Source organism: Tistrella mobilis (assembly GCF_041468085.1).
Classification (GTDB): Bacteria; Pseudomonadota; Alphaproteobacteria; order Tistrellales; family Tistrellaceae; genus Tistrella; species Tistrella mobilis_A.
The window spans coordinates 20,914-43,071 of sequence record NZ_CP121016.1 but is presented as its reverse complement, the minus strand read 5'-3'; the positions used below and the strand labels follow the sequence as shown (position 1 = coordinate 43,071).

The following is a 22,158-nucleotide window of genomic DNA, read 5'->3' as shown; positions in this document are numbered from 1 at the left end:
CGCCGCGTGGCCGGATTTTACTCCGCCGCGTGGCCGGATATTGCACCGCCGTTGACACCACCGCCCATTTTCGCCGCGCTGCCCTGAACAGCCTTGTGCTGGCGGCGGCATCGACCGTACTGACCGTCTCGCTGGCATTGGCGCTGGCCTATGGGCTGAATGCGCGCGCCTTGTCCCGCCCCGGGCTGACGCGGGCGGTCCTGCTGCTGCCGCTGGTCGCGCCGCCGGTGCTGATGGCCACGACAACGCTGATGCTGTTCGGCCGCCGAGGGCTGATTACCAGTGAACTGCTGGACCGGACGCTCGGGCTGATCGATGCCGATCACGTCAACATCTATGGCCCGGCTGGAATCCTGATCGCGCAGGCGCTGGCCTTTCTGCCGGCGGCGCTGATCGTGCTGGACAACGGTTTTCGGGGCGCGGATGCGCGCCTGTCCGAGGCAGCATCCGGTCTTGGCGCAAGCTATGCTGCGGTGCTGGGCCGGGTCGTGCTGCCGCTGGGCTATCCGGCGCTCAAGCGGGCAATCGTGCTGGTGTTCATCTTCAGCCTGACCGATTTTTCCAACCCGATGCTTCTGGGGGGCGGTTTCCCCGTTCTGGCCGAGGTGATCTATGACCAGATCATCGCGTATCGGAACATGCAGCTTGCAGCAGCGATCTGCGTGATCCTGCTGATTCCGCCGCTGCTGCTGTATGTGGTGCTCGAGCTTGCGGGCGGCAGGCGCGGCTTTGTTGCCGCCGGGGTCGCCTCGACCGATAGACCGCCAGTGCCTGCGGCGGTGCGGCGGGTGCTGGGCGCCATTGCGGTGACGATCGGGATCGCGGTGCTGATGGTCTATGCAACGCTCGTGCTGGGGGCGTTCACCCGCATCTGGGGCGTGGACTGGGGGCTGACGCTGGCGCATTTCCGGCCCGGCAGCACGGCGGCCGGCAGCGGCCTGCGCGAAGTGGGCGACAGCCTGCGGCTTGCGCTGGTGGCCGCGCCGGTCGGCGGGGTGCTGGCGGTGCTGATCGCCTATGTGGTCGAGCGGCTGCGCCCTCCGGGTGCGAACATCATTTTCCTGATAACCCTGCTGCCCGCGATCCTGCCCGGGATCGTGTTCGGCATCGGCTATATCCTTGCCTTCAACGCCCCATTTGGCTTGCGCTCGCTGTCGCTGAGCGGCGGGTTCGCCATTCTGGTGCTGAACGTCGTGTTCGGCAACCTGTTCGTCGGCGTGCTGGCAGGCCGCGCGGCCTTGCAACGGCTGGACCGCAGCGTGGACGAGGCGGCCGAGGGGCTGGGCGCCGGTCTTGGCGCCCGGTTGTGGCTGGTCGTCCTGCCGCTGTTGCGCGTACCGCTGATGCTGGGGGCGCTGTATGTCTTTATCGATGCGCTGACCACGCTGTCATCGGTGATCTTCCTCGTCTCGGGCGACTACAAGCTGGCCGCCATTTCCATCTTCAACGACGCGAACTCTTCCGACTTCGGCCCGGCCGCCGCGAAAAGCGTTGCGCTGCTTGTCCTTGCCCTGGCGGCAATGGCAGCGCTCTCGGCCATCGAACGCCGGACCGCCATCAGGCCGCGCCAGGAAAGGATCATCTCGTGACCAAAGACGAACTGGCCCTGCGCGATGCGCGGGTTTTCCTGCATCAAAGCTCGTCCTCGCCCGTCCTTGCCTCATTGCGGCATGTCGAAGGCGTCTGGATCGAGCAGTCCGATGGCCGCCGACTGATCGACCTGCACGGCAATACCGCACATCTGCTGGGCCACGGGAACCCGGAGATCCGCGAGGCGCTGATCGCCCAGCTTGAAGAGATGCCGTTCTGCCCCCGCCGCTATACGAACCGCCCGGCGGTGAAACTGGCCGAGGCGCTGGCAGACCGCTGGCCGGGCGGCAGCGCGGGGGTGCTATTGGCGCCCAGTGGCTCCGATGCGATCGAGATCGCCATGCGGCTGGCCCGCGCCTGCACCGGGCGGTTTGAGACGATCTCGATCGACGGATCGTATCACGGCAACGGGTTCGGCGCGCTGGGATTGTCCGAATCCGCGCTGGACCCCCGGCTTGGCCCGCATCTGCCCGGACGCCATCACGTGGCGCCATATTGGCGGGACGGCGGCGCAGAGCGCATGATCGAAGAGATCCGCCGCGCCTTTTCCAACAGCGCCACCGGCATTTGCGCTGTCATCGCCGAGCCGATGCGATCGAATTGTCACGTCCCGCCCGCGTGGCTGTGGCCCGAGGTCCGGCAGTTGTGCGATGCCCACGGCGCCCTGCTGATCTTCGACGAGATCCCTTCGGGCCTGGGCCGGACGGGCCGGTTCTTTGCCTTCGAGCACTTCGGCGTCTGCCCCGACATCGCCGTCCTGGGCAAGTCGCTGGGTGGCGGCATGCTGCCCCTGGCCGCAGTGATCGCGGATCGAAAGGTCGATGTCGCCCCGGAACTGGACGTGGGGCATTACACGCACGAAAAGAATCCGCTGCTGGCGCGAGCGGGCCTGACCACCCTGAATATCGTCGCACGCGACAAGCTGGAGCAACGGGCCGAGCAGATCGGTTTGCGCCTGCGGGAGGGGCTTGCCACCATCGCCCGGACGCGCGGTATCGAGGTGACGCCCAGAGGATTGGGCGCGCTGCTGGCGGTGGCTTTTCCCGGATCGCCCGAGGAAGAAGATGGCGGGCTGGTGGCGCGCTGCCACGCCGCGGGCCTGTCCACGACGAAAAAAGGCCGCTGGTCCGTGGGGTTGAGCCTGCCGCTGACAGCCAGCGATGCGGAGGTGGACGAGACGCTTGCCAGGTTTGACGCCATGGCGTCCAGCCTGGCGGGCTGAAGACAAAGGTGCAGCCTGCAGCGCCTACGTGACTGGAAACATTCACGCTTGGCCGGATGCCATCCGGGGGATGATGCTTCAACGGTTTCGCCCGCTTGCGCCCTGACTGCACAGTCGCAGGCTGAAGCGTGAGGCCGCCCCCGGCTGGGGGAACGCTCCACCCCTTCGTTGCAATTAATTCATTTTAAGATCACTAAAGGTTGTGAGAACGGCGGTGAGAAAGTCGACCACGGTAGCGGCGGGATAGTCCCGCTGCGGGCGGCGTAAAAGTCGTCCACTTTTCCCTTTTCTGCGTGGCGCAGGGAGGGACGAGGGATCTACACCGTGGAATTATATCTGAAGGTTCGCGTGGCTTGCGACAGGGGCATGAGCCAACGCGAGGCAGCAAGGCATTTTGGCATATCGCGCGACACGGTTCGCAAGATGATGGCGTATTCGGTTCCGCCCGGCTATCGGCGGCAGGCTCCGGTGCGACGCCCGAAGCTGGACGCGTTCATCCCGATCATCGATCAGTGGCTTGAGGCGGACCGTGCGGTCCCGCGCAAGCAGCGTCATACGGCCAAGCGCGTTTTTGATCGCCTTCGTGACGAACATGGGTTTACCGGCGGCTACACGATCATCAAGGACTACATGCGCGACCGGGCGCGGCGCGGCCAGGAGATGTTCGTGCCGCTGGCGCATCCGCCAGGCCATGCGCAGGCCGATTTCGGCGAGGCGACTGTGGTGATCGGCGGCGTGGAGCAGAAGGCGCACTTCTTCGTGCTCGATCTGCCGCACAGCGATGCGTGCTATGTTCACGCCTATCCTGCGGCGGTGGCCGAAGCGTGGGTGGACGGCCATATCCATGCCTTCGCCTTCTTCGGGGCTGTGCCGCAGTCGATCGTCTACGACAACGACCGCTGCCTGGTGGCGAAGATTCTGCCCGACGGCACGCGCAAGCGGGCGGCGCTGTTCAGCGGCTTTCTGTCCCACTACCTGATCCGGGACCGCTATGGCCGGCCCGGCAAGGGCAATGACAAGGGCAGCGTCGAAGGACTGGTCGGCTATGCGCGGCGCAACTTCATGGTGCCGATCCCGCGCTTTGCATCGTGGGACGCGTTCAACCTGTGGCTCGAGGAGCAGTGCCGCAAGCGCCAGGGTGACCGGCTGCGCGGCGAGAGCGAGACGATCGGCGAACGCTTGCTGCGCGATCTGGCGGCGATGCGCCCGCTGCCGGCATCGCCCTTCGAGGCCTGCGACCAGGCCAGCGGTCGGGTCACTTCGCAGGCGCTGGTGCGCTACAGAACCAACGACTACTCCGTTCCGGTCGCCTTCGGCCACCAGGACGTCTGGATCCGTGGCTATGTCGACGCGGTGGTGATCGGCTGCGGCGGGGAGATCATTGCCCGCCATCCGCGCAGCTATGCGCGCGAAGAGGTTGTCTTCGATCCGCTGCATTACCTGCCGCTGATCGAGCAGAAGATCAACGCGCTCGACCAGGCGGCCCCCTTGCAGGGCTGGGAACTGCCGGAGGCGTTCACGACACTGCGCCGTCTCATGGAGGCGCGGATGGGCAAACAGGGCCGGCGCGCCTATGTGCAGGTGCTGCGCCTGATGGAAAGCTTCGATCTGGCCGACCTGCACGCAGCCGTGAAGCAGGCGCTGCATCTGGGCGCCATCAGCTTCGATGCCGTGAAGCACCTCGTCCTGTGCCGGGCCGAGCGCAGGCCGCCCAGGCTGGACCTCGACATCTATCCCTATCTGCCCAGAGCCACTGTCGAGAAGACGTCGGCCAAGGCCTATATGCGCCTGCTGGACCGTGAGGAGGAACCGGCATGAGCAGCGATGCTCCCGAACTCCTGCTCGCTCATCACCTCAAGACCTTGAAGCTGCCGACCTTCCTGCGCGAGCACCAGAAGCTTGCCCGGCAATGCGCGGTCGAGGGCGTGGATCATGTTCGCTATCTTGCCAGGCTGGTCGAGCTGGAACTGATCGACCGGGAACGCAGGATGGTCGAGCGCCGCATCAAGGCTGCGAAGTTCCCGGCCGCCAAGAGCCTCGACAGCTTCGACTTCGCCGCCATCCCGAAGCTCAACAAGATGCTGGTGCTGGAACTGGCGCGCTGCGAATGGATCGAAAGGCGCGAGAACGTCATCGCGCTCGGGCCCAGCGGCACGGGCAAGACCCATGTTGCGATCGGTCTCGGGCTGGCGGCCTGCCAGAAGGGATTGTCCGTGGGCTTCACCACGGCCGCCGCGCTCGTCAGCGAGATGATGGAGGCGCGCGACGAACGCCGCTTACTGCGCTTCCAGAAGCAGATGGCCGGCTACAAGCTGCTCATCATCGACGAGTTGGGCTTTGTGCCGCTGTCAAAGACCGGAGCGGAGCTGCTGTTCGAACTGGTCTCCCAGCGTTACGAACGCGGATCGACGCTGATCACCAGCAATCTGCCCTTCGACGAATGGACCGAAACCTTCGGGTCCGAGCGCCTCACAGGCGCGCTCCTTGACCGCCTGACCCACCACGTCAGCATCCTCGAGATGAATGGCGACAGCTATCGCCTCGCGCAAAGCAGGGCCCGAAAAACCGACGCCGTCACCCCATAAGAACGCCGACGCCGCATTCGGGAAACTCTGGTCGGGCTACGCCCTCCCGACGTTCCCCGAATGCGCCGCCAAGTGGCCTACTTTTGCGCCGCCCAATGGCCTGGTTTTGCTCCGCCGTTGACACTGTGAAGATCGATATGGCCCAGCCCGACATGATCGTCCACCCGGCAGCATTCCTGACCGAAAAGCTGGTTGCACGCCGCCCGGTGCCGCTCGGGTGAAATCGCGGTGCGCACCCGCATCACCCGGCCCGCCGCCTTCCCGCCCGCCGACGCGAGATCGGCACCATTGCGCATCATCGCCGTAACGGTGTCGGGCGTCTCTTTCCAGTCGGTCGGGTGGGCCGGCGCCATGTCGATCCGCCCCGGTCAAAACGGGGGTCTATCCCCGCCCACGCGGGGGAACTCCCTGCCAATCAACTGATTGAAATTAATGAAACTCTCTCCAAAGAACAAACTTGTCGCCGCACCGTCCACATCGCATGACATGCAATCAGAGCGTCTCCATGACAGGAGCCCAAGCGTTGTGGGCAGGCCGCTCCTTCGTACGGTTGGTATGCCCTGCGGCATCCTTCTGCAGAGCGGCCATTACCGTCTCCGGCGCATTGGCGATGACGGTCAGATAAGCGCGGCCGGCCGGATCCGGACTATGACGCCCCTGGAGCCAGTTGTTCAGCGTCCCTGAGGGCACACCGAATCGGATCGACGATCCGAGGTTGAAGGGGCAGTTCACCCCGCTTCCATGTCAGAGCCTCGCGCAGCCCCTCTTCGAGGGCATATCCGAGGTCCGTCCGGTTGTCGCTCATCCATCGATCTCCTCGATCACTGCCAGGATTGCTTTGCGATCTGTCGGCGACAGGTCTTCTTTCTCGTTCTTTGCATAAGCCGCGACCATCACCACGATGCCATCGGACAGCATGATAAAGTAGATCGCTCGTCTACCGTTAAGCTTGCCTCGACCCCGAAGCTCGAACCTCCTCGTCGATCGCGCCGATACGAGTCATGTCCTGTCGATAGCGGTTAGTGCGAACGATTTTCATAGCGAAAACATGCACCAAAATCGCAATCAACGGCGGGGCGCACTCAAATCTGGCAGAAGGAGCTATTCCCACCCGTGCGGAAAAGCCTCGGCACATTGGGAGTCAATGACCCGCAGATTGGGACCATCCCCGTCCGCACGGTGAAGTCACCTTCCTTCAACTCATTGAAATTACTTAAACTTACTCCAAATAACAAGTCCGCCTCTGCCACGCAGGCATCGCATGCCGTGCATGCAGACCAATGATACATTAAGATGCACTTACATCACTGCATATACAGTGATGTAAGTGCATTTTTATAGCTACGCGACAGCCTGCCCCGATGCCGCCGCCTGCTGCGCATGGAGATAGTCGACCGCCCGTGCCGCAAAACTCGCGGCCTGGAAGATCGCACGCTTGTCTGCCCTGAGCACATCGAGCCAGCTCGCGAGATAGGCGGCATGGTCCTCGCGCGGCGTGAGTGCAACGCCCAGATCCGCGCACAGGAAGGCCGCGCCAAGCTCGGCAACCAGCTCTTCACGGGCGTAAGTCTGATCGGCGAAGCGCCGGCCGAACTGGCGATGGCACCGGGCGGGATGACCGGTCCAATGGGTCAGCTCGTGCAAGAGGGTGGCGTACCAGCCATGAGCGTCGCGGAAGGCAGTGCGTGCCGGCATGCCGATCATATCCCGGGCCGGCGCATAAAAGGCACGCCCACCCCCGGCCTCAATGCGAGCACCCGTCGCCGCGATGAAGGCTTCGGCGGCAGCGATCCGCTCAGGTTCGGGGCACGCCGGAAGCGGGGCCGTCAATCGGTCCGGCAGTCCGTCGCACTGCTCGACATTGAACACCGTATAGCTCTTCAGGAACGGGATCCGGGTCTCTGCTTCCTGGCCCGTCTCCGGATCGACATCGGTACGGGTGAGGGCAGAGCTGTAGACAACCGTGGTCCCACGCTCACCCCGACGGACCGTGCCGCCTTCCGCCCGGGCCTGCCGGAAGGTAATCCAGGTGGGCGCATGATAGCCGCGGATGAGGCTCGCCTCCCACAGAATGAGCGTGTTGATTCCACGATAGGGCTCACCCGTGGCCCGAAGCGGCCGGCCTGCCACGCTCTCCCCCGTCGTCCAAGGGCGCATCCAGGGCCGCACACCCGTCTCAAGCTGCGCCACGATCCGGGCGGTCACCTCGGCGTGAAGATCCTGCTTCATGGTCTCCTCCGTCTTGATGTGTCGGTCGATTTCATCGACCGACAACGCCCAAGTGGCGAACGAAGGAGGGGAAGCGGCGCAGCTCAGAGGGGTCGATCGCGGGGAGGGGGATCACCCACCCCGGGCCCGGGCCCGGGGCGGCGCTGCGCGCCGGCCTGCAGGCGCCCTGCCGCCGAAGGCTGGGGAGACCCCGCGATCGACGACGGCGGCACCGCCGCCGGCGCTTGCCCCTTGCGCCGCGGGGAACCTGGGTTCCCCATCTTCAGGGCCGGGGTTTTGATCAGATGCCGGAGATCGCAGAGCACCAGCCAGAGGGTCAGACGAAGATCCGCTCCACCTCATCCAGCGTCACCTCATCCGGCCGCCGGTCATAAAGCTGGGTGGTGCGGGTGGAGGCATGGTTGGCCATGGTTGCCGCCTTTTCCAGCGTGCCCCCGTTCTTGAGATAGGCGGTGATCCCCGTGGCCCGGAAGCTGTGATTGCCGATCGGCGTCTCGATCCCGGCCGCCGCGGCCCGGCGCCGGATCATCGCATAGGCATCGGCCTGCTGCATCGCCCGGTCGCTCAGCCGGCCGGTGCCGCGGGCGATGGTCCGGAACAGGGCACTCCGCCGGTCATCCGCCAGCGCACAACCCTCCATATAGTCGTGCAGCCAGGCATCGAGATTGTGGTGACAGGGCATGTCGTGACGCTTGCCCCCCTTCTCGTGCAGCCGCACCCAGAGGCGCCGGTTCTGGACATAGACGTCCTCCACCCGCATGGCCAGGGCCGCACCGATCCGGGCGAAGCTGTAGACCATCAGCCCGATCAGGGCGCGGTCGCGCAGCCCGATCGGGGTTGAGACGTCGATCGCCTCCAGGATCCGCCGCGCCTCGGCCGCCTCCAGAACCGGGGTCTTGCCCCGTTTGACCCGATGCACCGGGCCGCGCACCGACGCGGCCGGGTTGGCGGGCAGAATCTGGCCGGTTACCAGCCAGTCGAACAGATGCTTCAGCCCGGCCAGGCGCTGCTTGACGGTCGGCGCGGCGAAGTGCCGCCCCTGAAGCTCGACCCAGGCCGCGACATGCAGCGGCTGGACCTGACCGATCGCGGTCAGCCCGATGCCGCTGCACCAGGTGAGGAAGTCATCTGCCGCCCGGCCATAGGCACGCCGGGTGTGCGGGTTGCGGATCCGGGCGACGAAGAATTCGAGGAAGCGCAGCCGGGCCGGATCGCCGGCGGCGGCGATGAGGGGTGGAGTGGCGGGCAGGCCGGGTGGTGTGGCGGGGATCAGGGGCATGGGCGGGTGCCGTGGAGTGAGGGGGTTCTTAAAACACTGATAAAGGACGTTATCATAAATATAAGCGTGGGGAGAGGGGGATGTTGCCGGCCGGAACGTTAACAAGGGTGGAGGTGGTCTTTATATTTCCTAAGCGGTTAGGTTTTGGTATAGTGAGATATGCCTACGATCTTGCGCATCGGCGGCCTGCGGGTCGCGATTTACCCGAACGACCATCGTCCCGCCCACGTCCATGTGATTGGCGACGGGGAAGCGGTGTTTGTCCTGAATTGCCCCGACGGCCCGCCTGAATTGCGCGAGAATTATGGGTTCAATCGATCGGATGTGGCCCGCATCAAATCGGATCTGGCTGCCAACCTCGCCGTCCTATGCTCCGAATGGAGGGATATCCATGGCCGTTTCTGAGCAGGAATTCATCCAGGCAGAGAAGCGCACTCAAGCACACCGTCAGGCGGGCTATGCCGTGGCCGCCCGCTACGATCGGCGCACCGCGCGTGTAGTGGTCAAGCTCAACACGGATGTGCAGATCAGCTTTCCGCCGCGCTTGGCCGAGGGCTTGACCGGCGCCTCACCGGAAGACCTCGCCGTTATCGAAATCACCCCCTCGGGTCTGGGCCTTCACTGGCCGCGGCTCGATGCAGACCTCTATGTGCCTGGCCTCATGGCTGGCCAGCTCGGATCCAAGCGCTGGATGGCCGCTCAACTCGGCGCGGCCGGAGGCCGCATACGCAGCCCCGCGAAGGTAGCCAGCTCCCGTGAGAATGGCCGCAAAGGCGGCCGTCCCCGCAAAGTATCACCCTCGTCGTCGGCTTAAGATCGCATGCGACGACTGGTGCTCGCCCTTCAATGGAAATCTCTCCCAATACTCCCGGGCACGACCAACACCGCATCTACCTTCCCATGCCTCAGAGCCCGTCCGGAAGGTTATTGAATCCGGTGAATCCGTTGTGATTCTATGCCGCGCCAGAGGAAATGGGAGCGGACAGAATGTGGACGACGGAAACCCGCCGGATTTATGAACGGCCGGGCCTGAGATATCCGAGCGACCTGACGGATGAAGAATGGGCGCTGGTCGAACCGCTGATCCCGCCCGCGAAGCGCGGCGGCCGACAGCGCACGGTCGATGTCCGCGAGGTTCTGAACGGCGTGTTCCATGTGCTGATGACTGGCTGCCAATGGCGGGCTCTGCCCAAGGATCTGCCGCCGCGGAGCACGGTGCATGAATATCTGGGTCTGTGGGAATGGGATGGCACGCTGGCGCGGATCCACCATGCCCTGTTCGTGGATGTTCGCGAGCTGGCCGGGAAAGAGGCCGGACCGAGCGCCGCAATCATCGACAGCCAGAGCGTCAAAAGCGCGGAAAAAGGGGGGCGCGGATCGATCCGTCGGGCTATGACGCGGGCAAAAAGGTCAAAGGCAAGAAGCGGCACATCGTCGTCGACACGCTCGGCATGATGCTGGAAGCGCAGATCCAGCCTGCCGACATCCAGGATCGGGACGGCGCGTTGCCGGTGCTGAAGGAGGTCCGCCGCCTGTTTCCGTTCATCGAGCGCATCTTCGCCGATGGTGGCTACCAGGGGGCCGCCACGGCTGCCGCCGTGCGTGAACTCGGCGTCTGGCACCTGGAAATCGTCAAGCGTTCCGATACCGCAAAGGGCTTCCAGGTCCTGCCCAAACGCTGGATCGTCGAACGGACCTTCGGATGGCTCGGCCGCTGCCGCAGGCTGGCCAAAGACTTCGAGAACCTCTCACGGATGGCTTTGGCATTCCTCCGCCTCGCCATGATCCGGATCATGATGCGGAGAATCGCAAGGAGCCGGAAATCATAGATAACTTCTCGGACGGACTCTCATAGTAGATGGCAACTGATATCCGTAGCCAAAATTGGCATACTACCAAGGCAGCCGATCCTCCATTTATTGACAAAGACGGTGAAGCAAGACCAGTGTTGACGCCTCCGGTGCCAGAAATTATCCTTTTGTCATGATTGAGAAGGATACCCACATTGTCGCCCGTTTGGCCGGCATCCCAATTGGCGGGATGTCGGGAGCTCGGCCGCAATAAACGATCGTTAGCGGACGATACCTCGACCTCGCCCCTCGTGGACGAGGTTTTCCTGCATGAGCACTGTGCCTCGTCCATCACCATAGATGGAGTTTATCATGGCACAGAATATCTACGACAATCCCGAATTTTTCTCTGGCTACAGTCAGTTACCTCGCCAAGTGCATGGCTTGAACGGTGCTCCCGAGTGGCCCGCGATCCAAGCAATGTTGCCCGATCTGGCGGGGAAACGTGTGGTCGATCTCGGGTGTGGTTTCGGCTGGGCTTCGCGGTGGATGCGCGAGCAAGGGGCGGCTTCAGTCCTTGCTCTCGATCTGTCCGATAACATGATCAGCCGCGCAAAAGCGGACACCGCCGATCCGGAAATCGAATACCGAAAGGCGGATATAGAAATAGTAGAGTTGCCAGCGGCAGCTTTTGATTTAGCTTACAGCGCCCTGACTTTCCACTACGTCAAGGACTTTCCGCGACTGGCTCAAATGCTTCACCAAGCTCTAGTGCCAAGTGGAAGCCTCGTGTTCACAATTGAGCATCCGATCTTCATGGCCGCATCTCATCCCCATTGGATCAGAGATGAGGATGGACGAATGACTTGGCCGGTCAATCGTTATTCAATTGAAGGCGAACGTCGCACCGACTGGTTTGCCAAGGGTGTGCTGAAGTATCATCGGACCATAGGCACAACGCTGAACACTCTGATCAAAGCCGGCTTTACAATTCAGGCCGTTGAGGAGTTCGCACCGTCTGCCGAGCAGATCAGAACCAATCCTGAACTAAAGGATGAGATTGAGAGGCCGATGATGCTTCTCATATCCGCAGCGCGTTGACGCGCCTCCTTTCGCGCGGTGCGTGGTTGCGAGAAGGCGCAACAAGGCTAACGAGAGGGACCGAGCACCGCTCGGTCCCTAAAATACCCATGGCATCTATAAGCCAGGCATAGAGGTCGCTGAGCTCTGAATATTCGGCACGCTGCAGAAGCACTCGGTGCAAGCCAGTCAAAGCGCAAACGCGCTTATGATTGAACTTAGAGAAAGACCTTGGCATCTTCCTGTTCGAGCGTCATGCGTGCCTTGCCCGCCTGACCGACGCGGGTCGGGACTCAGCTGCTGTCGGTTTCCGCACTGCGGTATCGCTCCAATCCAGAAGTCTGCCGTCCTGCGCACGCAATTCTAATCGGGCGACGGGAGCATCAGTTTTGGTATCCAGCAGTGAGGATTTCGGTTCGTTCGGGTGATAGAGATGGTCTTCGGCCCATTGGCGCAGTGCGACAATGACAAGAAAAAGCCCACGTCCTTTCTCGGTCAGGACATACTCCTTGTAGGCGGAGCCATCTGAAGCTGGTGCGGGTTCCAGGATGCCACGCTCGATCAGATCGCGCAGCCGCGTCGCCAGCATCCCCTTGGCGATGCCGAGGCCTGTCTGAAACTCGCCGAAACGCCGCACACCATCGAAAGCGTCGCGGATAATCAGCAGCGACCACCAATCGCCAATGACATCCAGCGCCCGCGCTACCGGGCAACCGGCATCCCAAAGGCTGACCCGTTTGACCATGATCACCGATCTCCATCATCCAAATCTGGTTCTAAAATAGAACTAGATTTCCGTGTATGCAAGTGGTCTCAATATGAAACCAGATTGAGCTTCACAGACGGGATCATCATGCAGCACAGAAACAGCCCACAGCACCGGCCGGATGGCGGATTGCCGAGGATCACCACGCTGATCTTCGCCATCGCCGCCGGTCTCAGCGTCTCCAACATCTATTTCGCGCAACCCTTGCTCGACTCGATGGCACAGGATTTCGGTATTTCACCTGCCGCCATCGGCCTCGTCGTGACGCTGACGCAGGCTGGCTATGGGTTAGGCCTGATCTTCATCGTGCCGCTGGGCGATCTGGTTGATCGCCGTCGTCTCATCGTTGGCCAAGGCTTCTTGTCCGCTATCGCTTTGGTGGCCGTCGCCACGGCAAGGACGGAGGCGATCCTGCTGGCCAGCATGGCGGCGGTAGGGTTGCTCGCCGTGGTCGTTCAGGTGTTGGTTTCTTTTGCGGCAACGCTCGCCACGCCCGCCGAGCGCGGCAAGGCTGTCGGTACAGTGACGAGCGGTGTAGTAATTGGCATCCTCGGTGCACGCTTCGTTGCTGGGGTGCTCGCTGATCTCGGCGGCTGGCGCGCCGTTTATCTGACATCGGCGGCTCTCACACTGGCGATGGTCGGCCTGTTGCTTCGTGTCCTGCCGCGCAACCTGCCCCCAGACAGCGCCGACAGCTATGCCGCAACGCTGCGCTCGATCCCCATCCTATTCCTGACCGATCGGATATTGCTTGTTCGCGGCATCCTCGCCCTGCTGATCTTTGCGTCGTTCAGCACGTTCTGGACCGCGCTGGTGCTGCCGCTCAGCGCCAAGCCGTTCGACTACTCCCATACCCAAATTGGTCTGTTCGGACTGCTTGGCATGGTCGGAGCCATCGCAGCGACGTGCGCGGGCCGGCTCGCGGATCGAGGCTTCGGCCAATGGACCACGGGCGTCTCGCTTGCACTTCTGCTGGCGTCATGGGGGCTGATCGCACTTTTGCCGTGGTTCGTTCCTGCCCTTTTCGTCGGTGTGGTTTTGCTAGACCTCGGGGTGCAAGCAATACACGTCACTAACCAGAGTATCATCTTCGACCGGCATCCGCAGGCGCGCAGCCGTCTCGTCGGTGGCTACATGGCGTTCTACTCCCTCGGCAGCGCCATCGGGGCCATTGCCGCGACGATGGCTTATGCCCATGCCGGCTGGATCGGGGTTTCGGTATTGGGGGCAGCCTTCAGCGCGGCGGCATTGTTGACTTGGGCGTTCACGCATCGCTTGCTAATCAGCAAGGAGGCGACAAAATGCGCCGCCGTCGGCTAGGAAATACGCGGATGCACTCCGCACCTCAACTACACAGCGGCCGCATTCCAATGACTGCCCTGGTTCAGACGCTCGCCGTCGCCGAGCATCTGAATTTCCGCCACGCCGCCAATGCACTCGGCGTGGCGCAATCCAGTGTCAGTGCCGGCGTGAAGGCTCTGGAGGACGACCTTGGCATCCTGCTGTTCGAGCGTCACGCACGAGGAGTCCGCCTGACCGAAGCCGGCCGCCATTTCGTCGAGCGGGTGACAGCCAGCATCGACCAACTCGACCATGCGGTCAGGACCGCCGGCATGGTGGCGCGGGGAGAGCACGGTCGGCTGCGCGTCGGTATCCATGCTCTTATCCCCGGCAGCTTTCTTGCGACCCTGATTGAACGCTACCGAGAGCAGCATCCGGGCGTTGACGTGGAGATCGCCGAGGGCGCCGCCCGAAAGAGCGTCATGCGGCTTCGGGCCAACAGGCTGGACCTGACATTCGTGGCGGGCGCGCCCGAGTTTTCCGACTGTCATCGGGAATTTCGCGGGATACCCCTTCCTTAAGGGAGGGGTATCCCGCGAGGGTTCCGATGAAGGCTCAGCGCTGATCGTTCTTCGGCAACCTGCTAAAGCTCGATTGCAGATGGCAATTTTTCTTATTTCTTCCCAGATTGCGGTCTTCCGGCTACCAATTTGCGGGTCGTTGACTCCCAATCTGCCGAAGCAGATGGTCTCTGAACCGCGCCGGGTTCGTCGGAGGCTCGGCGCATTGAGTCAGGCGGCGATGGCCGCCCGCTCCTGTTCGTCCCACCAGCGTTGCTCGGCCCCGGCCGGCGGGATGTTGCCGATCGGCCCGAGGAGCCGGCGGTTGTTGAACCAGTCGACCCATTCGAGGGTCGCACACCCGACGGCTTCCAAGGAGCGCCAATGGATCACCTCGGTTTTGTACAGCCCGTTGATCGTCTCGGCGAGGGCGTTGTCGTAGGAATACCCGACACTGCCCACCGAGGGCACCACGCCGGCGTCGGCGAGGCGTTCGGTGTCGCGGATCGACAGGTATTGGCCGCCTCGATCGCTGTGATGAACGAGGCCACCACCGGGTGCCGGCCGGCGCGCATGGCGGGCTTGCTCGAGGGCATCGAGAACGAAGCTCGCATGCGCGGTTCGGCTCGCCCGCCAACCGACGATACGCCGCGCGAACACGTCGATCACGAAGGCGACGTAGACGAAACCCACCCAGGTCGCCACATAGGTGAAATCGGAGACCCGGAGCCGGTTGGGTCCCGGCGCCCTGAACTGTCGATTGACGAGGTCATGCGGGCATGGCGTTGCCTTGTCCGAGATGGTCGTCCGGATCGGTCGACCACGAACAACGCCTTGAAGTCCCATCTCAGGATCTCGTTCGCCTGCCGCAGCTCGCGGTTCTCCCGCTCGCGTGCCTTCAGGCGGGCGTTCAGGTCCGGGGCGGCGCCGTCGATCTTACCGCCCTCACGCTCGGCCCGCTTCACCCACAGCCGCAGCGTCTCCGGTGTGCAGCCGATCTTGGCGGCGATCGAGGCGATGGCGGCCCAGCGGGAGGCGTGATCGCTCTCGTGCTCGAAAACCATCCGGACCGCGCGGCTACGCACTTCGGGGGCAAACCTGTTCGTCGTCCTGCTGCTCATGGCTCCACCCTCTCAAGAGTTGGAGCCTCCGGCAAACCCGGCGCGATTCACTCCCCACGGTTTATATATTCCCCAAAATACAAAGCATGACTTAGCGAATCTTGGAAAATCCGAACGCGACATCGGTTTAAAAATATCATAAAATGCTAAGTATGGATATGCATTCTGGCAAAAAACTAAACCGGCTTCAGCAGGAACTCCCCGAGGGTCTCCTGGCTGATGCCGCCTGGATGGAGGCGCACGGCTACTCGTCGGCGCTGCGCAGCCAGTATGTTCGCGCGGGCTGGCTCAATAGCCCGGCGCGGCGCGTCTATCGCCGCTCGCGCACGCCGCTCACCTGGCAGCAGGCGATCGTTTCTCTCCAGACGGTGCTGGAGCTTCCGCTGACGGTCGGCGGACGCACCGCGCTCGAACAGCAAGGCTATGCCCATTACCTTTCGACAGCCATGCACGAGGTTCATCTTTACGGACCGAAGCGTCCGCCGACATGGCTGGCGAGCCTGCCACTCGATATGACCTTTCGCTGGCACAACAGCCTGCGGTTGTTTCCCGATGATGTCGACGCGCCATCCGAGCCAAGCCCCGTCATGGTCGGCGCCGGCGGCCTGACCTTACCTATCCGATATTCCAGCAAGGAGCGCGCCGTTCTCGAATTGCTCGACGAGCTGCCCGAGCATGAAAGCTTCCATCAGGCCGATGCTTTGATGGAAGGGATGAGCGATTTAAGCCCGCGCCGCTTGCAAACCCTGCTGGAGGCTTGCGCCAGCGTGAAGGTGAAGCGGCTCTTTCTTTTCTTCGCCGACCGCCACCGCCATGCGTGGCGATCCCGGCTCGACATGTCCCGCATCGATCTGGGTTCGGGCAAACGCGCCCTCGTCAAAGGCGGCAAACTCGATCCGCGCTACAACATCACCGTGCCATCCGACCTTGGGGGCTTGTGAATTCCATGGCCTTCCTCGACACATACCGCCAGCAGGTCGCCCTGCTTATTCGCGTCTTTCCTTTCGTCGCGGAAGAGCGGGCTTTCGCGCTCAAAGGCGGCACCGCGATCAACCTGTTCGTGCGCGACATGCCGCGCCTCTCCGTAGACATTGACCTGACTTATCTGCCGATCCAAGACCGGGCCACATCGCTTGCGGCAATCAACGCCGCCATGCAGGGGATAAAAGAACGGATCGAGCGGGGTATCCCCACCGCGAGCGTCAATGCTTCGCGTTCTGCCGATGAGGATATCATCACCAAGCTGATCGTTCGGACGCCCGGCGTGCAGATCAAGATCGAGGTAACCCCCGTGCTCCGCGATGCGGTCTATGATCCTGTCGTCATGAGCGTGGTTCCCGCTGTCGAGGACACTTTTGGCTTCGCCGAAATGCAAGTCGTGTCCTTCGCCGATCTCTACGCGGGCAAGATCGTGGCAGCCTTTGACCGCCAGCACCCGCGCGACCTCTTTGATGTGCGCGGCCTGCTGGAGAACGAGGGCGTCGGTGACGAGTTGCGTCGCGCCTTTCTGGTTTATGTCATCAGCCACAACCGTCCGATGGCTGAAGTTCTGGCCCCGACCCGCAAGCCGCTGCACAAGGAGTTCGCGCGGGGCTTTGATGGCATGACACAGGAACCTGTCCCGCTTGCGGACCTGGAGACCGCGCGAGAGGCGATCATCGCCGAGATGGTGGCCGCCATGCCAGAAGATCACCGGCGCTTCCTTACCAGCTTCAAGCGCGGCGAGCCGGACTGGACCTTGCCCGGCATCGTTGGCGCGCAGAACCTGCCCGCCGTCTTATGGAAACAGCGCAATCTCAAGAAACTGTCCGCCGACAAGCGGCGCGAATTGGCCGAGGCGCTGGAAAAAGTGCTGTTCCCGTGAGCAGCCCGTTTGGCCTGCCCGCTGTTTCAGGCGATCAGCGACAGGCTTCGTGCAGAAGAGCGCCCGGTCGGTGCAGCGCGACAATATTCCGGGGCACATCCTATTCTCCATATATACATTAATGTTTTTGCGTATATATGGTTTTTATGTATTTCAACGCAGTGCCCACGCCAACCGGCCGCCCAACAGAGGGCGCCGCACTCATCCGACCAGCGCATCACCAGACAGCCCCGGCACGGTGGAAAAACGCACCCTGAATTGGATGGAAATGGATGGATAAATGGTGGGATGTCTGCCATAAAAATGGATGGAATTGGATGGATAAATGGAACCGAACACCACCACCTTGCAGATCACCCCCACCATGCTCTCGTTGATCGCGGAGATCGACGAGTTCAAGGGAGCCTGGCGCGCCATCGGTCGGATTGCACCGGAGCGCCTGTTGAAGCTGCGGCGGGTTGCCACCATCGAAAGCATCGGCTCATCCACCCGCATCGAGGGGGCAAAGCTGACCGACCGCGAGGTGGAGAAGCTGCTGAGCAACCTCCATATCGGCAGCTTCACCAGCCGCGATGAAGAAGAGGTCGCAGGCTATGCGCAGGTGATGGAAACCATCTTCTCCGCCGCCGACGCCATCAGATTGACGGAAAACCATATCCGCCAGCTCCATCGCGACCTGCTGGTCCATTCGGGCAAAGACGCGCGGCACCGGGGAGCCTACAAGACCATCGACAACCATGTGGAAGCCTTCGACGCCGATGGTAACAGCCTGGGCGTGGTGTTCCGCACGGCCACACCTTTTGAAACACCGCAGCGCATGGAAGCGCTGGTGAGCTGGGTGCACGCCCGGCAAGAGGCGAACGATCTTCACCCGCTGTTGGTGATCGCCGTGTTCGTGGTGGTGTTTCTGGAAATTCATCCCTTCCAGGACGGCAATGGCCGCCTGTCGCGGGTGCTGACCACCTTGCTGCTTCTACAGGCAGGCTACGCCTATGTGCCATTCAGCTCGCTGGAGAGCGTCATCGAGCAGAGCAAGGAAGGCTATTACCTGGCCCTGCGCCGCACCCAGGGGACCATTCGCACGGCAGCACCCGACTGGACCCCCTGGGTCGAATTCTTCCTGCGCGCCCTGCAGCGGCAGAAGCAGCGGTTGGAAGCGAAGATGGAACGGGAGCGGGTGCTGCTCGGCACGCTGCCGGAGTTGTCCGTCACCATTCTCGAACTGGCGCGCGGCCATGGCCGCGTGACGGTACAGGAAGCCACCCGCGCCACTGGTGCCAATCGCAACACGGTGAAGGATCACCTGAGGGCATTGACCGAAGACGGCCATCTTGTCCAGCACGGGGCCGGACGCGGGACGTGGTACGGGTTGGCCTGAGGCCTGCCGGTCAACAACCCGTCGCACCTCCCATGACCTGACCCCTTAATAATACAGCTTCCCCGACCTGTACGCCTCAGCGCTCCCCGGGCTGATCGTGATCTCCATATACGGCCCGCCGGCCGCCGCCCGGACATAGGTGTAGCGCCGCTCATCGTCCCGGCCGACCACCTCTTCGATGTAGCAGCCGGGCCGGTTGCCACTCCAGGTGTCGCGGTCATCCGGCCAGCGCATCACCAGCCCGGCCTCGCAATAATAGTGGATGCCCATGTCGAGGTCGTAATCGGTGAAGGCCTTGCCGTCCGACATCGCACAGGTGCCGAAGGGCGGTTTGCCCTTCTTCAGCCGCTTCATCATGTAGCCATGAGCCGCAGAACAGGGCGCGCTCGCCGGGAAGCCGCCGGCCATGCACAGGATCACGGCGCAATCGATGTCGTAATCCTCGGCCTGGACGGCTACAGGTGGCACCGCCAATGCCAGGACGGCCAGGACGGCAATCGGAAGGACGTGCTTCATCCTGCATCTCCCGGGCTGGGATAGGGGGCAAGCCCGGCCGGGCTTCCCGCGGCATCGTCGAGCGACCGATGGATGACCCGCCCGGCCGGGATCCGGGTCAGGGGCGCGTGCCGGTCGGCGTAATAGGGCGTGGTTTCGATCTCGGCCCAATCCGGCCCCGGGCCGGCGCAGGCCATGAGCTGGCAGGCGAGGCCTGCGATCACGATCACCCGGCGCATCAGCCCGCCTCCTCGTCAAACGTGACGAGCCGGAGCCGGTCGTCGATGATCACCCGGCCGGCACCGCCCAGAACCAGCAGCAGCGCCCGCGTCTTGCTGGTCAGCTCGCTCGGCCGGGCATAGGCAAGCGGGCTGACCGGATCGGCCGCGATCTCCGCCGCCCGCGGCGGGCAGGCCGCACAATAGAGCACCAGGTCATAACCGCTGCCGTCGAGCAGCCAGGCCGCCGCCTGGCCCACGGTCCGGACCGATGGCGGCAGATAGAGGCGCACGGTCTGGGCATCGAGGCGCTGCGGCGCTGCGACAACCGGCGTCGCGGCCGGCGGCACCGGCGGCGGCGTGGTACAGGCACCGAGGAAGCCGGCGGCCAGCAGCCAGAGGCCGGCGATGCGCCCCGGGCCCCTGAGCGCACTCATGGCCGCGGCCTTTCGAAGGCATAGCGTTCCGCCGTCCGCCAGACCGGTGCCTCGACCGGGCGGATGAAGAAGATGTTCACCACCGCCCCGGGCCGGACCTCGACGGTCGGCACCAGGTTGGTGAACCGCTCCAGGATCACCTTGCCCTGATCAGAGAGGTTGGAGACGACGGCATCGCCGGCGCGCGAGACCTGATCGACCCCCAGCGCCTCGGCGATCACCGAAGGCAGCGCATCGGCGATCGAGGATCCCCCCACCGCGGCGGCCTGGATGTCGAGGTGATACGCGACCTTATCGCGCACGCCGGCGACGCCGGCGCCATCGAGCTGATACTGACCGACCAGGGGGATGGTCCGGGCCTCGGCACCCGGCAGACGGATCATGAGCGGGGTGTAGATCATGCGGTTGTGGATCGGCTCGTTCGGCCCCGAAGCCCGCTGCGTCAGCCCCACCACCACCGCGCCGGCCGGCGCGATCACCGCCGTGTTGTCGGCATTCATCAACGGCCGCGACAGGGTCGCACGCCAGGGGCCCGGATAGTCCGAGATGCTGGTCATGTTCACGACCGCCTGCGCGGTCGTGCCCACCCCGACCGTCGCCACGGGCCCGTCATGCCACGGGGGCACGGCATGGATGCCTTCATAGCCCTGGGGCTTGGTGACATCGCTGCGCGACTGCTCGTCCGGGCTCGCCGCCGACATGTCGATCGGCGGCGGTGCCGCCGGGGCGGCAGGTCCTGGCGACGGCGCCGCCGGTTGCGCCAGGGCCGCCTCGATCTCCCGGCGCAGACTGTCGAGGTCGCGCGCCGGCGCCGGGGTGGCAATGGCAAGGGCAAGCGCACAGCCGGAGATGAACAGGGGCATGCGGATCATCGGCCATCCTCCTTGCGGTCATCCTCTCCTTTAAGCCGGTCGAGCTGCGCCCGCAGGGCTGACACGGCCGCCTGCCCGTCCGGCGCCTCGGTCTCCGCCGGCCGCCGACGGGAGATTTCAGTGCTCTTCACCACCATCGGCCGACGCAGCAGATCCATGGCCGCCTGTTCTGCCGGCGACAGGGGCAGGGTCTGGTCCGGAGCAGAAGCGGCTTTCGCCGCAGCCGACGGCTGGTGCCGCTCGGCCTCCTCGATCTGGCGCAGGAAGGCATCCCGCGGATCGGGTGCCGGGGCCGGCGCCGCCGTCACCACAGGCGCCGCAGGCGAGGTCGACGCCGGCGCCGCCAGCATCTTGACGACCACCGCCACGACCACGAAGCCGCAGATCCCGGCGATCGCGATCAGGCCGCGCTTGATCGGATCGGGCCGTGTCTCGACGGGTGGTGCGGCCCCCGTCGCCTTGGCATCGGGCGCGCTCATAATTTCCGCTCCACCCGGGCAAGCACATCGGCAAAGCGCAGCTCGATCACCTCGTGCAGCCCCTGGATCTCATAGACCCCGGTCAGATCGTCATAGCTGTAGTTGAGGGCCTGGACCTCTTCGCCGCGGATGCCCACGACCGCCGGCGCCCCGAAGGCATCGGAGAGGATCCGGATATAGGTGTTGCGGCCATCATCATAGGCGGCCGAGATCTCGAAAGGCGGCGGGGTCTGGCTGTAGCCCCAGCCATAGGCCGTGTTGACAGCATAGCGGAAGGCATCGATCGCATCGCGGGCCTGTTCCGCTGCCGTGGCCGACAGGGCCTCGATCTCCCGCTGACGGGCCTGATCGAGCGCATCCATGCGCCGGCGCTGATCCTCGATCTGGATTTCGAGCCGGCGCCGCTCGGCCACAAGTGCCTCCCGCTCGGCATCGAGGGCATCAAGGCGCGCAGCCGCAGCGGCGACCGGCCGATGATCGGTGATCGTCCAGCAGGAGGTGTCGGGCACCTCGCGCGAGACCTCGAAGGTGAAATCATAGGGTCGCCCGTCGGTGCCGACCGCCGTCACGCCGACAGTGGTGCCGGCGATGGTGGTGGTCCGCGGCCGCACCCAGAGCGAGCGGCCGCCGGTTGGCGCGGTGAACACGTCCCAGAGTTCCGGCGCGGCATTGGAACTGTCGGCGATCGGCCCCGGGAAGGTGATATGGGTCGCGACCTGCGGATGCGCCGGCAGGCTGATCCGGACATGGCCATCGAGCACGAGGTCGCCGCAGGCCTGATAGACCGGATCGGCCGCCGGGGCCGAAACCCCGGGGCCCTCAGCCGCGGCGGCCGCCTGAGCAGACCGTACGGCCTGGAACTGGATCGGAAGCGCTGCCGCGAGGGCCGCGAGAAGAAGGATGCGCATGGCC

General features: G+C 63.9%; 21 protein-coding genes and 3 pseudogenes. 13 read left to right on the top strand and 11 right to left on the bottom strand.

The features are described 5' to 3' along the window. Positions 1–95: 95 nt before the first annotated feature. The 4 genes from P7L68_RS05560 to istB all read left to right on the top strand — a co-directional run bounded on the left by P7L68_RS05560 (position 96) and on the right by istB (position 5,397). Positions 96–1,589: an ABC transporter permease gene (locus P7L68_RS05560; RefSeq protein WP_372000010.1), complete on the top strand. Its 1,494-nt coding sequence runs from the start codon at positions 96–98 to the stop codon at positions 1,587–1,589. Continuing rightward, positions 1,586–2,812: an aminotransferase class III-fold pyridoxal phosphate-dependent enzyme gene (locus P7L68_RS05555; RefSeq protein WP_372000008.1), complete on the top strand. Its 1,227-nt coding sequence runs from the start codon at positions 1,586–1,588 to the stop codon at positions 2,810–2,812. The genes P7L68_RS05560 and P7L68_RS05555 overlap by 4 nt, the downstream gene beginning before the upstream one ends. A gap of 366 nt (positions 2,813–3,178) precedes the next feature. Next, positions 3,179–4,630 (top strand): IS21 family transposase, encoded by a 1,452-nt coding sequence (gene istA, locus P7L68_RS05550; protein ID WP_322111280.1) that lies wholly within the window; start codon positions 3,179–3,181, stop codon positions 4,628–4,630. Next, entirely contained in the window at positions 4,627–5,397 is a 771-nt protein-coding gene (gene istB, locus P7L68_RS05545) for an IS21-like element helper ATPase IstB (protein WP_296707843.1), read from the top strand. Before istA ends, istB begins: the two co-directional genes overlap by 4 nt. 77 nt (positions 5,398–5,474) lie before the next feature. Here istB and P7L68_RS05540 read toward each other — a convergent pair whose 3' ends face one another. From P7L68_RS05540 to P7L68_RS05530, 3 genes are all read right to left on the bottom strand, one after another. Next, positions 5,475–5,750, bottom strand: coding sequence for a hypothetical protein (locus P7L68_RS05540; RefSeq protein ID WP_372000005.1), 276 nt, complete (start codon positions 5,748–5,750; stop codon positions 5,475–5,477). Positions 5,751–6,738: 988 nt separating this feature from the next. Continuing rightward, entirely contained in the window at positions 6,739–7,626 is an 888-nt protein-coding gene (locus P7L68_RS05535; RefSeq protein ID WP_372000003.1) for an ArdC family protein, read from the bottom strand. 316 nt (positions 7,627–7,942) lie between these two features. Next, entirely contained in the window at positions 7,943–8,905 is a 963-nt protein-coding gene (locus tag P7L68_RS05530) for a tyrosine-type recombinase/integrase (protein WP_372000001.1), read from the bottom strand. Between the two features lie 159 nt (positions 8,906–9,064). Between P7L68_RS05530 and P7L68_RS05525 the strand changes: the two genes are divergently transcribed. The 4 genes and pseudogenes from P7L68_RS05525 to P7L68_RS05510 all read left to right on the top strand — a co-directional run bounded on the left by P7L68_RS05525 (position 9,065) and on the right by P7L68_RS05510 (position 11,796). Beyond that, positions 9,065–9,310, top strand: coding sequence for a DUF4160 domain-containing protein (locus P7L68_RS05525; protein ID WP_062766013.1), 246 nt, complete (start codon positions 9,065–9,067; stop codon positions 9,308–9,310). Next, on the top strand, positions 9,297–9,719 hold the full coding sequence (locus P7L68_RS05520) for a DUF2442 domain-containing protein (RefSeq protein WP_371999999.1): 423 nt from the start codon (positions 9,297–9,299) through the stop codon (positions 9,717–9,719). The genes P7L68_RS05525 and P7L68_RS05520 overlap by 14 nt, the downstream gene beginning before the upstream one ends. A gap of 158 nt (positions 9,720–9,877) precedes the next feature. Then, a pseudogene (locus tag P7L68_RS05515) lies at positions 9,878–10,734 on the top strand (IS5 family transposase). 333 nt (positions 10,735–11,067) lie between these two features. Beyond that, on the top strand, positions 11,068–11,796 hold the full coding sequence (locus P7L68_RS05510) for a class I SAM-dependent methyltransferase (RefSeq protein ID WP_372000094.1): 729 nt from the start codon (positions 11,068–11,070) through the stop codon (positions 11,794–11,796). Between the two features lie 232 nt (positions 11,797–12,028). Here the strand turns inward: P7L68_RS05510 and P7L68_RS05505 are convergent, their stop codons facing one another. Beyond that, positions 12,029–12,520, bottom strand: a complete 492-nt coding sequence (locus P7L68_RS05505) for a winged helix-turn-helix transcriptional regulator (protein ID WP_372000093.1) — start codon at positions 12,518–12,520, stop codon at positions 12,029–12,031. Positions 12,521–12,628: 108 nt separating this feature from the next. On the opposite strand from P7L68_RS05505, the gene P7L68_RS05500 reads away from it, so the two are divergent. Next, positions 12,629–13,861, top strand: coding sequence for an MFS transporter (locus P7L68_RS05500; RefSeq protein WP_372000095.1), 1,233 nt, complete (start codon positions 12,629–12,631; stop codon positions 13,859–13,861). Further along, positions 13,843–14,373, top strand: a pseudogene (locus P7L68_RS05495) (LysR family transcriptional regulator); the annotation flags it as partial. The gene P7L68_RS05500 and the pseudogene P7L68_RS05495, both read left to right, overlap by 19 nt. A gap of 240 nt (positions 14,374–14,613) precedes the next feature. On the opposite strand, the pseudogene P7L68_RS05490 reads toward P7L68_RS05495, so the two are convergent. Continuing rightward, a pseudogene (locus tag P7L68_RS05490) lies at positions 14,614–15,503 on the bottom strand (IS3 family transposase). Positions 15,504–15,655: 152 nt separating this feature from the next. On the opposite strand from P7L68_RS05490, the gene P7L68_RS05485 reads away from it, so the two are divergent. The 3 genes from P7L68_RS05485 to P7L68_RS05475 all read left to right on the top strand — a co-directional run bounded on the left by P7L68_RS05485 (position 15,656) and on the right by P7L68_RS05475 (position 18,745). After that, complete coding sequence (locus P7L68_RS05485; RefSeq protein ID WP_372000092.1) at positions 15,656–16,444, top strand: type IV toxin-antitoxin system AbiEi family antitoxin domain-containing protein; 789 nt, start codon at positions 15,656–15,658, stop codon at positions 16,442–16,444. Positions 16,445–16,449: 5 nt separating this feature from the next. Then, positions 16,450–17,367, top strand: coding sequence for a nucleotidyl transferase AbiEii/AbiGii toxin family protein (locus tag P7L68_RS05480; protein WP_372000090.1), 918 nt, complete (start codon positions 16,450–16,452; stop codon positions 17,365–17,367). 325 nt (positions 17,368–17,692) lie between these two features. Beyond that, a complete protein-coding gene (locus tag P7L68_RS05475) occupies positions 17,693–18,745 on the top strand; it encodes a Fic family protein (RefSeq protein WP_372000088.1) in 1,053 nt (350 codons plus the stop codon). A gap of 45 nt (positions 18,746–18,790) precedes the next feature. Here the strand turns inward: P7L68_RS05475 and P7L68_RS05470 are convergent, their stop codons facing one another. The 6 genes from P7L68_RS05470 to P7L68_RS05445 are packed head-to-tail and all read right to left on the bottom strand — an operon-like array spanning position 18,791 to position 22,154. After that, complete coding sequence (locus tag P7L68_RS05470) at positions 18,791–19,261, bottom strand: hypothetical protein (protein ID WP_372000086.1); 471 nt, start codon at positions 19,259–19,261, stop codon at positions 18,791–18,793. Continuing rightward, positions 19,258–19,479: a hypothetical protein gene (locus P7L68_RS05465; protein ID WP_372000084.1), complete on the bottom strand. Its 222-nt coding sequence runs from the start codon at positions 19,477–19,479 to the stop codon at positions 19,258–19,260. The genes P7L68_RS05470 and P7L68_RS05465 overlap by 4 nt, the downstream gene beginning before the upstream one ends. Further along, complete coding sequence (locus tag P7L68_RS05460) at positions 19,479–19,895, bottom strand: hypothetical protein (RefSeq protein ID WP_372000082.1); 417 nt, start codon at positions 19,893–19,895, stop codon at positions 19,479–19,481. The genes P7L68_RS05465 and P7L68_RS05460 overlap by 1 nt, the downstream gene beginning before the upstream one ends. Further along, positions 19,892–20,767 carry a TrbI/VirB10 family protein gene (locus P7L68_RS05455; protein ID WP_296709042.1) on the bottom strand — a complete coding sequence of 292 codons (876 nt, stop codon included), beginning with the start codon at positions 20,765–20,767 and terminating at the stop codon, positions 19,892–19,894. The genes P7L68_RS05460 and P7L68_RS05455 overlap by 4 nt, the downstream gene beginning before the upstream one ends. Then, the gene (locus P7L68_RS05450) at positions 20,764–21,246 is read right to left on the bottom strand and encodes a hypothetical protein (RefSeq protein ID WP_372000079.1); all 483 of its coding nucleotides are present in this window, start codon (positions 21,244–21,246) and stop codon (positions 20,764–20,766) included. The genes P7L68_RS05455 and P7L68_RS05450 overlap by 4 nt, the downstream gene beginning before the upstream one ends. Continuing rightward, positions 21,243–22,154 carry a TrbG/VirB9 family P-type conjugative transfer protein gene (locus tag P7L68_RS05445; RefSeq protein ID WP_372000078.1) on the bottom strand — a complete coding sequence of 304 codons (912 nt, stop codon included), beginning with the start codon at positions 22,152–22,154 and terminating at the stop codon, positions 21,243–21,245. Before P7L68_RS05445 ends, P7L68_RS05450 begins: the two co-directional genes overlap by 4 nt. Positions 22,155–22,158 lie beyond the last annotated feature (4 nt).